Genomic DNA, 13,314 nt, shown 5'->3' on the forward strand with positions numbered 1-13,314 from the left:
CGCGCGAAACAGTTGCCTGCTATGCCCCGCCACGATCTTTGATTGGCGGGGCATTCCTTGCAGCGGGTGCGACAGCCTGTATGCGAAATCTTTCTTTTATTCAGCCCGTTCAAAGGATAGGTCAGAGCGCATGTCAAAGCGTTACAAATCGCTGCAGGAATTGTTGGCCCATGGGGCGGACTGCGTCATTGATGTGCGCAGCCCCGCCGAATTTGCCGAGGATCATCTTCCGGGGGCCATCAACCTGCCGGTTCTGGACAACGAAGAACGGGCGCAGGTCGGCACCATCTATGTGCAGGACAGCCCTTTTCGGGCCCGCAAACTTGGCGCGGCACTGGTGTTTCGCAATGCCGCCAATCACATCGAAACCAGCCTCAGCCATCATGACGGCGGTTGGCAACCGCTGGTCTATTGCTGGCGCGGCGGTCAGCGCTCGGGCAGTTTTGCCTGGATGCTGCAACAGATCGGCTGGCGGGCGGAACTGGTCGAGGGCGGGTACCAGACCTATCGCCGCCTGGTGAAGTCTTACCTCTATGATCAGGTGCTGCCGTTTCGGCTGATCGCGCTGGATGGCTATACCGGCAGCGCCAAGACAGAGCTGTTGCAGCGCTGTCAGGCCCTGGGCGCACAGATGCTTGATCTGGAGGGGCTGGCCAAACATCGCGGCTCTTTGCTGGGGGCAATGTCGGATCCACAGCCTAGCCAAAAGGGATTTGAAAGCGCCCTGGCACAGGCGCTGGTGCAGATGGACCCCGCGCGCCCGGTTCTGGTCGAGGCCGAGTCGAGCAAGGTCGGCGCCCGCATCATTCCCCCCAGCCTGTGGCGTGCGATGAAACAGGCCCCCCGGATCGAGGTCAGCGCCCCCAGTGCGGCCCGCTGCCAATATCTGACCCAAGTTTATGATGATATCCTGTCGGATACAAAGCGCTTGCAACAGAAGCTTGGCTATCTGCGGGGGCATCACGCAAATGCGGTTATAGATCACTGGTTTGACCTGATCGCGGCGGGAGATAAGGCCGCGCTGACCCTGGCCCTGATGCAGGATCACTATGATCCTGCCTATCAGAAATCACGCCGTATCAATGGTTTGCCGCCCCTTTCTGAGGTGGGTCTGGGGCAGATGACGCAGGCAGATCTGGACCGCGCCGCGCAACAGATCTGCGATCTGATGGAAGCCCCGGCACAGAGATCTGAAGGCGGCGCTGTCAAACCAGCGTAAGACCGGGCGCACCAGCCTGCAGGCAGCCTATGCGTGCAGCCTCAAAGCCAGCGGCGCGCAGGTCCTGCAGTTTGTCTTCTGCTTCATCCGGGGCAAGCGCGGCCAGCAGCCCGCCGGCTGTTTGCGGATCAAACAGCAGATCAACGTCGGGGCGGTCTGGCAGCTCGGGGGCGAGGGCGCGGTTGTCTTCAAACAGGGAAGAGCGGATACCACGCGCGCTGAGCGTGGCAGCCCCCTGCATCAGTGGCACTGCGGCAAGATCCAGCTGGGCAGCCAGGCCCGAAGCCTCGCAGATCCCCAAGAGATGCCCGGCAAGGCCAAAGCCAGTGACATCCGTCATCGCATGGGCCGAAGCCAGGATCCGGGAGGCCGCGCCCTGGGGCTGGACCATCCGCGCCAAAGCCGCTGCCACCCAGGCGCCCTTGGCCGCGCCCTGCATCTCGGCGGCCATGATCACGCCGGACCCAATAGGCTTGGTCAGGATCAGCACATCGCCAGGCTGCGCCCCGCCCAGGGTCACAGGCGGGCTGTCACACAGGCCCGTGACGGTGAAGCCAATCGACAGCTCATCCCCGAGAGAGGTATGACCGCCGATGATGTCGGCCCCGGCGTCCTGAAATACCTGCGTTGCAGCGCCCATGATTTCCGCCAGGCTGCGCTGTTGCAGCGCCGGGGACAGGCGCGGCAGGATCAGATTGGCAGTGGCCACCTGTGGCGCAGCGGCCATGGCCCAGATATCGCCAAGCGCATGTACCGCGGCAATCCGGGCCATTACCTCAGGGTCGAGCGTCGAGGCGCGCAGATGATCGGTGGTGATCACCTGCCGCGCGCCACCGGTTTGCACCAGTGCAGCGTCGTCGCCGGGCAGCGGCGTCACATCGCTGCGTCGCGGGGCTGCCAGCCCTGTAAGTGCGCCGCGCAGGGCGGCGCGGCCGGCCTTGGCACCACAGCCACCGCACATGGGTTTGTCGCCCAGGATGGCTGGCAGATCATGGGTATGTTCCGGCGGCAGGCTGGCAGGGGGCATCTGGGGCAGGTTGCGAAACTGATCCATAAAGGCCCGGTCGATCCGGTCTTTCCAGTGCCAGACCAGAGCACCGGAAAATTGTAGCCCGATGCGCTCGCCCAGGGCCTCGGCCCTGCCCAGCGAGATCAGCTTTAGATAGTCCTTTTGCGGCTGATATTTGCGCAGCGGATCCTGGGTCAGCTGGGCGCGCAGGTTGTGATAGAGAATGGGGGCCTGGCGTACCGCATAGACCCCGGCCTTGGGGCGCGGCGTCGCGGTCATATGGGCGCAGTCCCCTGCCGCAAAGACACCCGGAACAGAGCTTTGCAGGGTTTCGTCCACCTTGATAAAGCCATCCTGCAGCGCCAGCCCGCTCTGGGCGATCCAGTCCTGCGGGCGGGCACCGGCGGCACCGGTGGTGAAATCCGATAGTACCGTCCGGCCATCTTCCAGCAGGATGCGGTCTGGTTCAATCCGGGCGACCGCAGTGTTTTCTACCAGCGTGACCCTGTGTTCACAAAAGGCGCGCAGCAGGCGCCGGCGCAGATCGGGGCTGGCCTGTCCCAATATCCTGCGGCTGTCGATCAGGCTGGCCTGGCCCAGCCGCCCCTGCTGTGCCAGCGCGTAGGCCATGGCGAGGATCAACTCGGCTCCGGCGACGCCGCCACCAATCACCGCGATATTGGCTGCCGGGCCTGATGCCGCCGCGCGATCCGCCTGCGCCTGGCGGAACTGATCCCAGGTCCGGGCAAATGCACCAAGCGGCTTGGCCGGCAGGCCGTAGCGCGCAAAACCGGGTAGATCGGGCATGTCAGAGGTGATGCCCACATCCAGAGAGGCCAGATCATAGGCAATAGGCGCGCGCCCCGACACCTGCACCTGACGGGCCACTGGATCCATCGCCGTTGCCGCGCCCAGCACCAGCCGGGCCCCGGCAAAGCGCGCCAGTTTTACCAGATCAATATCCAGCTCATCGCGCTGGTAATGGCCGGCCACAAAGCCCGGTAACATGCCGGAATAGGGGGCGCTGGGGCCTGGGTTGATCAGGGTCAGGCGCGCCCCCGCCAGCGGGCGCATCCCCCATTTCAATAGCAACAGAGCATGGGCATGCCCGCCGCCAATCAAAACCACATCTTTGGTTGCTGGTAGAGGGGGGCTATGCATCTGCTTCTGTACCTTTTTGCCTGTGTTGTGCCGCCTGTGTTGTGCCGCCTGTGTCTTGACGCCTCAGTCATGGTGCCTGGATCGGTATCCCCTGCCGGTGCCGCCGTGGGGCGATGTTGGCTCAGTCCTGCTGTGGCTGCGGTTCAATCACGGTATGAGTGGCCCAACTGCTGTCATCTGCGGGGGTGGGCAGGCTGTCCTTTGTTTCATGCCGGTGCAGGTGAACCTTGGCAATAAACAGTGCCGTGACAGGGGCAGTCAGAAACAGGAACAGGGTGATCATCAGTTCATGCAACGAGACAGAGCCTTCGACGGTCAGCCCATGCACCATAGAGGCCAGCAGAACCCCGCCAACGCCCAGCGTCGTGGCCTTGGTCGGCGCATGCAGGCGCGACATCGGATCGTTCAGCTTTAGCAACCCGAAAGAGCCAACAAAGCCAAAGACGCCAGACATAATCAAAAAGCCCGCGATCAGATATTCAAAAATCATGCTCATGGCTGGCTCCTGTTACTCGATGATATTGCCGCGCAGAATAAAGCGCGCATAGGCCACGGTAGAAACAAAGCCGAGCATGGCGATGATCAGGGAGGCCTCGAAATAGACCTCGCTGCCCAGGGAAATCCCATAGAGGATCATCAGTGCCAGCGCGTTGATGAACATAGCATCCAGCGCCAGGATGCGATCAGCAATTTCGGCGGCCGAGATGATCTTCCAAAGGTTCATCAGTATCGCGAGGGCAAAACAGACAAAGGCAAAAAACGTGGCAAAGGCTATCATTCAAAGATCTCCATCAGGCGGCGCTCATAGCGCTGTTTGATCGAATCGCGGACGGCATCCGGGTCGCTGGCATCCAGACAATGCACCAAGAGCGCGTGCCCCTCGGCAGAGACATCCGCCGAAACGGTGCCGGGGGTCATGGTGATGGTTCCGGCCAGTACGGTAATCGCTTCTGGTGTGCGTAGATCCAGCGGCACGGCAACCCAGGCAGGGCTGCGCTTGCTGTTGGGTTTGAAGACCACGATACGCGCCACCACCACATTGGCAACGATAATATCATAGAGAACCAAAAGGATGTAGGCAGCGATCTTCAGCGGTTTCTTCATCCGCATCTGATTGGGCCAATAGGGCTGGGTCAGAAAGGGGATCCCAATCCCCAGCAAAAAGCCGAAGACCAGGGAATTCAGCGTCCAGGTGCTGGTCAACAGCACCCAGGCAATGGTCAAGAGAAGGGTCAGGATCGGATGCGGCACCAGCCGACGTAGCAGTTTCATGGCGTCACCTCTCCGAGTACGGCCCTGATATAGGCTTCAGGTGCAAACAACTGGGCCGCCGTGGCCTCGGCGTAATGGCTGGCGGGGCCTGCAAAAATGGTCAGCGCCACCAATCCTGTCAGCAGGGCGAAACAGGCGACAAAGGGCAGGGCAGCTGCATGCTCTGTCGGCGCCGTCTCGTCATGCGCGTCGCTGTCGTGGTCCTCAGCAGGATCGACCTCTGTCTCCGTGATGCTATGGCTTTTCCAGAACAACAGGCTGCCAGCCCGTGCCATGCCTAGAATGGTCACCAAAGATCCGATCAGAATAGTACCCCAGATCCACCAGACCAGATCATGGTCGCGGGCGGCATCCAGCACCAGGAGTTTCCCCAGAAAACCCGAGATCGGCGGCATCCCTGCCAGGGCGATGGCTCCGGTAAAGAACAGCACCGCAATCAGCCCGCTTTGTGGCATCACCGGTTGGGCGGTGATCTCGATACCCTGGCGTTCGGTTACCAGATCAGCAACCAGAAACAAGAAGGCCGCAGCCAGGGTCGAATGCACGGTATAATACAGCGCTGCCGTAACCCCTTCTGGGGTGAAGAGCGCAATGGAGGTCAGCAGGGTGCCCATAGAGGTAATGGCACCAAAGGCCACCAGCCGCCCCATCCGGTAAGACCCCAGCACACCAATGGCGCCAATCATCAGGGTGATCAGTGCTGCGGGCATCAGCCAGGCCCCTGCCAGCCCCTCGGTCAGCGCCAGGTCGGGGCCAAAGACCAGCGTATACATCCGCAGGATCGCATAGGCACCGACCTTGGTCATAATCGCAAACAGCGCCGCAATCGGCAGTGGCGCATTGGCATAAGAGGCCGGCAGCCAGAAATGCAGCGGAATTACTGCGGCCTTGATGGCAAAGACCAGCAGCAGCATCACCGCGCCAACCCGCAACAGGGCGCTGTCTTGGGCAGGAATTTCCGCCACCCGCACCGCCAGATCCGCCATGTTCAGCGTGCCTGTCACCGCATAAAGCGTGCCCAGAGCAAAGAGGAACAGCGTCGATCCCAAGAGGTTGTAGACCACATATTGCACGCCCGCCTGAAACCGGCGGGTGCCGCCCGAATGGATCATCAACCCATAGGATGCGATCAGCAGAACCTCGAAGAAGACAAACAGGTTAAAGGCGTCTCCGGTGAGGAAGGCGCCGATGATGCCCATCAGCTGAAACTGGAACAATGCATGGAAGTTGGCGCCGCGCTTGTCCCAGCCCGAGCCGATGACATAGAGGTTGACCACCAGCGCCAGCACTGAGGTCAGCAAGACCATCATCGCCGACAGACGATCCAGCACCAGCACGATACCAAAAGGTGCGGACCAGTTTCCCAGCTCATAGACCTGAATTTCACCGCTAGAGGCCTGCGCCGCCAGCACCAGTGAAATCGCCACCAGCAGCACGGTGCTGGCCAGCGAGAAGATCCGCATCAGGTCAAGATGGTGACGCACCACCATGATGATAAAGGGGCCAACCAGGGCCGGCAGCACAACCGGTGCAATCAGGAAATGGTTCATGCGTCTTCCCCTTCATCTTCGGGGTGGTGTGGCATATCGATCAGGTCATCGCGCGCCGACAGATAGGCGGCCAGGGCGATCATCACCACCACGGCTGTCATGCCAAAGGAAATCACGATTGCGGTCAGCACCAGCGCTTGCGGCAGCGGATCCGTATAGGCGACATCGGCGTATTTGTTCAGAATGGGGGGCGCATTGACCATCAGGCGGCCCGTGGCAAAGAGGAAAATGTTCACCCCATATGTCAGCAGTGACAGGCCAAGGATAACCGGAAAGGTGCGCCGCCGCAGGATCAGGTAGATCCCGGCTGCTGTCAGCAGCCCGACGGCAGAAGCCACCAGGAATTCGATGCTCAAGGGGATCATCTCGTTACACCTCGCCTTTTATGCTTTGATCATGCGGGCCGGGTGGATGCAGGCCAGGGTGCTGCCCCGGAGTCTGCGCCTGCATCTGAGCCTGTTCCAGATCGTCACGGGCGGGGTTGATATCCATCGCGTGTTCAGACGAAATCCCCGGTTGCCAGGCAAAGCGTGCCAGGCTCTCCAGCGCCAGGAGGACTGCGCCAACCACCGCAAGAAAAACGCCCAAGTCAAACAAGGCGGCAGTGGCCCATTCAAATTCCTCCAGCGGGGGCCAGTGGATATAGCCAAAGGCACTGGTCAGGAAGGGCACACCGCCAAACCAGGAACCAAGCCCGGTGGCCGCCGCAATCAGCACCCCCGACCCGATGGTGCCATGGTAGAACATCCGCTGTCGTTCCGAGGCCCAGCTAAAGCCGGAGGCCATATACTGCATCAGCAGGGCAATGGCCGTGATCAGCCCGGCGATAAAGCCGCCGCCCGGCAAGTTGTGGCCGCGGAAGAAGATATAGGCCGCCACCATCAGGGCCAGCGGCATCATCACCCGTGTGGCAACAACCATCATCATTGGATGGGCATCACCGGCCTGCGGCATGTCGGGTTTACGATTGAGCAGATAGGCGCGCACCCGCGAGCCCAGCACGGCTTCGGTCAGGGCATAGATCACCAGCGCAGCAATGCCGAGAACGATGATCTCGCCGAAGGTGTCATAGCCACGGAAATCTACCAGAATGACATTCACCACATTGGTGCCGCCGCCGCCTTTGTAGGAATTGGCCAGGTGGAATTCAGAGATGCTCGGCATCGCAAAGTCCCGCAGCATCAACATATAGATCAGCGTCGCCGCACCCAGCCCGGCAATCACCGCAATCCCACCATCGCGCAGCCGCACCCAAAGCGGCGATTCAATGGGGCTATCCTTGGGCATGAAGTTCAGCGCCAAGAGCAGCAGGATCATTGTCACGACCTCAACCGACAGCTGGGTCAGGGCAAGATCGGGCGCTGACAGATAGTTGAACCCCAGCGATACAACCAGTCCCACCACCCCGATCAGCACCAGTGAAAGCTGCCGCTGTCGGTGTTTGGCAACCACGGCAAGGGTGGCGACAATCAGGCAGAACCAGGCGATCAGGGCAATCGGGCCCTCTGCTTGCGCCAGGCGCGTCGGCGCAGTGATCGTGCCACTGGAATAGGCGTAATAGCTTAGCGCGATGATAAACAGCATCATCACAAAGGCATAGCGGGTGATCGCCCCATTGTGCAGCCCATCGGTGATAAGTTGCGACAGCTTGGTCAAGCCGCGCATCAGGCGGTCAAAGATCTGTTTTGCCTCGGGGCGCGACGCGGCGTTCCAGGCCGCCATCAGCGGGCGATGCAGCAGCAATAGCACCAGCCCACCAATGCTCGCGGCCAATGACATATAGAGCGCAGGCGTCAGCCCATGCCAGAGTTTCAGCGAATAATAGGGCAGTTCGGCGCCGCCAATCACCGCGCCCGCAGCAATCGCCACAAGCGGGCCGACCAATGTGGCCGAAAACAGCCCGATCAGCACCACCAGGGTCATCAGCAGTGCGGGCCCGGCCCACATGCCAAACCCCGGATCATGTGGCTGGGCGGGGTAGTCATTGCGCGGCTGGCCCAGAAAGACATGGCCAATAAAGCGAAAGGAATAGGCTGCCGAGAACAGCGCCGCCACCAGCGCCAGACCCGGAACCAGATAGGCAGAGCTGCCCCAATGGGTGTGAACGGTTTCTTCCAGCATCATTTCCTTGGACAGGAAGCCGTTGAAGGGCGGGATCCCGGCCATGGACAGGGCGGCCACTATGGCGACGGTAGCGGTGACCGGCATCAGATGGCGCAAGCCCCCAAGTCGTTTGATGTCGCGGGTATGGGTCTCGTGGTCGACAATACCTGCCGACATGAACAGCGCCGCCTTGAAGGTGGCATGATTGATGATGTGAAACACCGCCGTTACCGCAGCGATCTTGGTGCCAAAGCCCAACAGCATGGTGATCAGCCCCAGATGGGACACGGTTGAAAAGGCCAGCAGCGCCTTCAGATCATCCTTGAACAGGGCAATCACAGCGCCCAGCAACATGGTCACCAGACCGGTGGTGGCGACGATATAGAACCATTCGGGTGTGCCCGCCAGCACCGGCCAGAGCCGCGCCATCAGGAAAATTCCCGCTTTCACCATGGTTGCCGAATGCAGATAGGCAGAAACTGGGGTTGGCGCTGCCATTGCGTGCGGCAGCCAGAAGTGAAAGGGAAACTGCGCCGATTTGGTGAAACAGCCCAGCAGGATCAGCACCAGGGCGGGCAGATACATCGGAGAGGCCTGGATCAGCTCCTTGTTTTGCAAGATCACACTCAAGTCATATGACCCGGTGATATTGCCAAGGATCATCATGCCACCAATCATCGCCAGCCCGCCAGACCCGGTCACCGCCAGCGCCATGCGCGCGCCTTGGCGTCCCTCTGGCAGATGCTTCCAATAGCCGATCAGCAAAAAGGAGGACAGCGAGGTGAGTTCCCAGAACACCAGCAACAGAAGAATGTTGTCGGACAGGGTAATGCCGACCATCGCCCCCTGGAACAGCAAGAGATAGGTGTAGAACTGGCCCATCGGGTCTTCGCGCGAGAGATAGAACCGCGCATAGAGAATGATCAAAAGACCAATGCCCAGAATCATGCTGGCAAAGAGAAAGCCAAGGCCATCAAGAAAGAAATTGGCATTCAGCCCCAGTGCTGGCAGCCAGTCGACGCCCACCTGAATGACCTCGCCGCGAAAAATGGCTGGCGCGTGTAGCAACAGCCCGGCAAAGGCGAGAAAAGTAGTCAGACCCGCAGCCGAGGCCGAGGCATTGCGCCCGGCACGGATCAACAAGGCGGGGAAGACCGCCCCAAGAAACGGCAGGGCCGCAATCAAAAACAGGGACACGAGCAGTTCTCCTGGCTGGGCTTAGGTTATCAAACGCCTAAGCAATTTTTCGCAACTGTTCCAGCCCCACGACCCTGTAAGTGTTTCAAGAGTGAGGTTTTGTAGCTTTTGTGGATCGCATGTAGGCAGGCCCGTGGCGGATTTTTACTCTCCTTGGAATTTTTTTTGCATAGGGTGCAAGATTTTGTGGCTCGTCCCACTGCGCAGTCGCTGCTGGGGTTCTGCGACGGTGTCGTGGGTGAACCCGGCCAGTGTGCCGCCAGTGACGCGAAGGTGAACAGCCCAAGGCCATGCCAGGGCTGATCGCGCTGGGCAAAGCTGATATAAGCCGTAAAATTCAGCGCGAGACGCGGCGGGGTTTCGTCATGGGTTTTCTTCAGATTGCACCGGGGTGATATGCGCGATCAAAACGCAAATGACAGCCGACCACAGGAACCGGTACCGTCCAGCCCGCCATCGCGGCGCCGGGTGTTGCGGGGTGTTGTGGGCGCAGGGGCGCTCTTGGGGGTGGTTGCGGCAGGTGGTGGAATCTGGCGGTGGCGGTTGCAGCCTGTCGCCCATGATCAGCCGCGCTTGTCCCCGGCCGAGGCGCACGCCGCAGCGCAGGCAGGCCAGATCACCCTGGTGGATATTCGCAGCCCGGAGGAATGGCACCAAACAGGGGTGGCAGTCGGCGCGATGCCAATCGATATGCGCCGTGTCGACTTTGTCGCGGCGCTGGATCAGGCTCTGGCCGGGGATCGCGCCGCCCCCGTTGCGCTGATCTGCGCCCGTGGCGTGCGTTCCGCCCGCATGACGCTGGACCTGGCAGCGGCAGGGTTTCCGGGCGTGATCGACGTGCCGCAGGGCATGTTGGGATCCGCCGATGGCCCCGGCTGGATTGCTGCGCAGCTGCCGGTGGTGCCATGGCAGGATTAGGGTGCAAAAATCGCCAGCTTGGGCGGTTGATTGCAAAACTGGCGCTGGCGCTGGTGCCAGCCGTGTTTGCCTGGCCCGCTGCGGCCCAGGCAGGCTGCGGGACAGCGGGCACCGAAGCCTGCCAGATCGCACAGGGCAGTTACCATGTTGTCCTGCCGCGGACTGGCGTCGCTGCGCCACCGTCGCCTGTGCGTGCTGGTGCGGCGCCGCGCAGACCTGCGGTAATGTTCTTGCATGGCTATGGCGGCTCTGGCGCAGGGGCGCTGCGCAATCAAACACTGGTCGGGGCGCTGACGGCGCGCGGCTATGCGGTGATCGCGCCGGATGCACTGTCGCGCGGCGTGGGCCGCCCCCGCTCTTGGACGTTTTTTCCGGGTTGGCAGGGGCGCGACGAGGTGGGGTTTTTGCAGCAGGTGGCCCAGGATGCGGCCGATCGCTTTGATCTGGACCGCCAGGCGATGGTGCTGGCCGGATTTTCCGCCGGGGGCTTCATGGTGTCCTATCTGGCCTGCGACAGCCCCGATGCCTTTGCCGCCTATGCGCCGGTCGCGGGCGGTTTTTGGCGCCCACAGCCGGACCACTGCGCCGGGCCTGTACGGCTGTTTCACAGCCATGGCTGGACCGACGCCGTGGTGCCGCTGGAGGGGCGGTTTCTGGGGGGTGGCCGGTTTCAGCAAGGCGATATTTTTGCCGGGCTTGCGCTGTGGCGTCAGACCAATGGCTGCCAGGAGCAGGCCCCAGCGCAGCGCTCGCGCGAGGGCGCGGTGCTGCGCCGTCGCTGGGACTGTGCCCCTGGCGCAGACATCGAATTCGTCCTGTTCCCCGAAGGCCACCAGGTGCCTGCGGCCTGGGCCGGCTGGCTGCTGGACTGGTTTGAGGCAGGGCGGATTGATCCGGCCAAACCCCAGCAGGCCTTGGGCAGGACAGACTGACGCGCCGCCTAGCTCGTGGCCTTTTTGATCGCCTCCAGAAGCTGCGACCTGCGTACGGGTTTCATCAAGCGAATATCCTCGGGGCGCAAACCATTGCCATGCACCGTGGCTTCGCTGGCATAGCCAGACATGAACACCACCGGCAGATCCGGTCGCAGTTGCCGCAGATCACGGGCCAGTGCCGGGCCGTGCCGCGAGCCGGGCATCACGATATCCGTCAGCAAGACGTCGATATCGTTGTTGGCCTCGAATAGGGCATAGGCATCGTCGCCCGACTTGGCAGCGATGACATCGTAGCCCGCCTTGGTCAGGGTGGCGACGATGATGTCCAGAACCTGTTCCTGATCTTCGGCAACCAGAACGCGCGTTTCTCCTGTCGGGATGGGGGCGGTGTGGGGCATGGTTTCTTGGCTCCCTTCGTTGTCGCTGCCAAGCGCTTTGAAATACAGCTTGAAAGTGGTGCCGACGCCGGGTTCTGAATAGACCCGCACGGTGCCGCCGGATTGCTGCATAAAGCCCATTACCATGGACAGGCCAAGCCCGGTGCCTCTGCCTGGCGATTTCGTGGTGAAAAAGGGGTCAAAAACGGTGTCGAGATGCTCTTGGGGAATGCCCGTGCCGGTATCGCTGACCGCCAGCATCACGTAGCGGCCGGGCGACAGGTCCTCTTGGCGGGAGCTGATGTAATCCTCGTCGATCCTGACATTGGCGGTTTCAATGGTCACCCGGCCACCATCGGGCATTGCGTCATGGGCGTTCAGCAAAAGGTTGAGCAGGGCGCTTTCTGTCGAGCTGGGGTCCGCCTTGACCTGCCAGAGACCAGCCAGCAAGGAGGTTTCCATCGCGACAGAGGCAGGCAGGGTACGACCGGCCCAGTTTTTCGTGCTGCGAATGATCTTGTTCAGATCCAGCTCTGCTGGGGCCAGCGGCGATTTGCGGGCAAAGGCGAGCATATTCTTGGTCAGATCAGCACCGTGCAGCGCAGCGTCGATGCCGGCGTCGATCAATGAAATTTGATCAACCTCTGTGATATTTTCGCGCAACAGCTCTAGGTTTCCCACAATAACGGCAAGCAAATTGTTGAAATCATGGGCAATTCCGCCGGTCAGCTGGCCTACGGATTCCAGTTTGTGTGAGGCCGCCAATTGCAGCAGAAGGTTTTCGCGTTCCTGTGCCTCGGCGCGGCGCTTGGATATGTCGACAATGGTGCCGCGGATCAGCATCTGATCTGCAGAGGGCAATTGGGCCAGGGTAACCTCGCAGTCCAGCGGCTCTCCCTTGGCGTTGAGATGCAGCCATTCAAATACCGGGTATGTGCCATTGATGGCCTGTTTCAGGTATCTTTCCATCAAGTCCTTGGAGGGGGTGCCACAGGGCTGCAGTGGCGGGCTCAGCTGCCAGAGGGTTTTCTCGCCGACCAACTGATCGCTGGAATACTGAAACAGTGTCTCTGCAGCTGGGTTTACCTCGACCAGGCAGTTGGCCTCTGCATCGAGTACAACGATGCTTTCGGGGGCGTGCTGCATCATGGTCAGTAGGCGGCGTTCTTTCAGGTGGCCTTCTTGCGCGCGGTGCTGATGTTCGTCAATGCGCGCAGAAAGGCTATCCAGTGCCGATAGCCAGGTCCACATTCCTTGAAAGACCAGAATGGCGCCAAGCCCCATGAACCCCAGGGCAAGGAGCATGGCAATCGGGTGATCTGGCGGCTGTGGCTGTGGTGTCGCCCGCCAGATACCTTGCAGGATCGGTACCAGCGCAGAAAGCGTCATCAAGACCCCGCCAATGATCACAACCCGCAGTCCAGCGTGTTGCATGGACAGGCGCCTTGACGCAAAGAGGAGGGCGCCGATGATGCTTAGCCCCGCTATAAAGGGAATAAGATCCAAGCTCAGATGGGGGCTCAGTGGACGATCCTCCGGGAAATGGCTACGTGGCCGATGCTTTGCACGAGGT

General features: G+C 61.1%; 11 protein-coding genes. 3 read left to right on the top strand and 8 right to left on the bottom strand.

From position 1 onward, the window contains the following. Positions 1-130 precede the first annotated feature (130 nt). Positions 131-1,219 carry a tRNA 2-selenouridine(34) synthase MnmH gene (gene mnmH / locus ACN0VH_RS00225; RefSeq protein WP_417699069.1) on the top strand — a complete coding sequence of 363 codons (1,089 nt, stop codon included), beginning with the start codon at positions 131-133 and terminating at the stop codon, positions 1,217-1,219. On the opposite strand, the gene selD is transcribed toward mnmH, so the two are convergent. The 7 genes from selD to ACN0VH_RS00260 form a co-directional block, all read right to left on the bottom strand. Continuing rightward, positions 1,206-3,389 (bottom strand): selenide, water dikinase SelD, encoded by a 2,184-nt coding sequence (selD, locus tag ACN0VH_RS00230; protein WP_417699071.1) that lies wholly within the window; start codon positions 3,387-3,389, stop codon positions 1,206-1,208. The two genes, mnmH and selD, sit on opposite strands and share 14 nt — an antisense overlap. A gap of 121 nt (positions 3,390-3,510) precedes the next feature. Beyond that, a complete protein-coding gene (locus ACN0VH_RS00235; protein WP_417699072.1) occupies positions 3,511-3,885 on the bottom strand; it encodes a Na+/H+ antiporter subunit G in 375 nt (124 codons plus the stop codon). Positions 3,886-3,897: 12 nt separating this feature from the next. Next, a complete protein-coding gene (locus ACN0VH_RS00240; RefSeq protein ID WP_278922548.1) occupies positions 3,898-4,167 on the bottom strand; it encodes a K+/H+ antiporter subunit F in 270 nt (89 codons plus the stop codon). After that, a complete protein-coding gene (locus ACN0VH_RS00245; protein WP_278922547.1) occupies positions 4,164-4,661 on the bottom strand; it encodes a Na+/H+ antiporter subunit E in 498 nt (165 codons plus the stop codon). Before ACN0VH_RS00245 ends, ACN0VH_RS00240 begins: the two co-directional genes overlap by 4 nt. Continuing rightward, positions 4,658-6,211, bottom strand: a complete 1,554-nt coding sequence (locus tag ACN0VH_RS00250) for a monovalent cation/H+ antiporter subunit D (RefSeq protein ID WP_417699073.1) — start codon at positions 6,209-6,211, stop codon at positions 4,658-4,660. Before ACN0VH_RS00250 ends, ACN0VH_RS00245 begins: the two co-directional genes overlap by 4 nt. Beyond that, a complete protein-coding gene (locus ACN0VH_RS00255; protein ID WP_232402726.1) occupies positions 6,208-6,561 on the bottom strand; it encodes a Na+/H+ antiporter subunit C in 354 nt (117 codons plus the stop codon). The genes ACN0VH_RS00250 and ACN0VH_RS00255 overlap by 4 nt, the downstream gene beginning before the upstream one ends. A 19-nt stretch (positions 6,562-6,580) precedes the next feature. Next, complete coding sequence (locus ACN0VH_RS00260; RefSeq protein WP_278922545.1) at positions 6,581-9,511, bottom strand: monovalent cation/H+ antiporter subunit A; 2,931 nt, start codon at positions 9,509-9,511, stop codon at positions 6,581-6,583. Between the two features lie 396 nt (positions 9,512-9,907). Here ACN0VH_RS00260 and ACN0VH_RS00265 point away from each other — a divergent pair, with 396 nt between their 5' ends. Both ACN0VH_RS00265 and ACN0VH_RS00270 read left to right on the top strand, forming a co-directional pair. Continuing rightward, a complete protein-coding gene (locus ACN0VH_RS00265; protein WP_417699075.1) occupies positions 9,908-10,429 on the top strand; it encodes a rhodanese-like domain-containing protein in 522 nt (173 codons plus the stop codon). Beyond that, positions 10,417-11,361 (top strand): CE1 family esterase, encoded by a 945-nt coding sequence (locus ACN0VH_RS00270; RefSeq protein ID WP_278922543.1) that lies wholly within the window; start codon positions 10,417-10,419, stop codon positions 11,359-11,361. The genes ACN0VH_RS00265 and ACN0VH_RS00270 overlap by 13 nt, the downstream gene beginning before the upstream one ends. A gap of 8 nt (positions 11,362-11,369) precedes the next feature. On the opposite strand, the gene ACN0VH_RS00275 is transcribed toward ACN0VH_RS00270, so the two are convergent. After that, positions 11,370-13,175 (bottom strand): ATP-binding protein, encoded by a 1,806-nt coding sequence (locus ACN0VH_RS00275; RefSeq protein WP_417699076.1) that lies wholly within the window; start codon positions 13,173-13,175, stop codon positions 11,370-11,372. Between the last annotated feature and the right edge of the window lie 139 nt (positions 13,176-13,314).

This window comes from Pseudophaeobacter sp., from assembly GCF_048267565.1.
GTDB lineage: Bacteria > Pseudomonadota > Alphaproteobacteria > Rhodobacterales > Rhodobacteraceae > Pseudophaeobacter > Pseudophaeobacter profundi.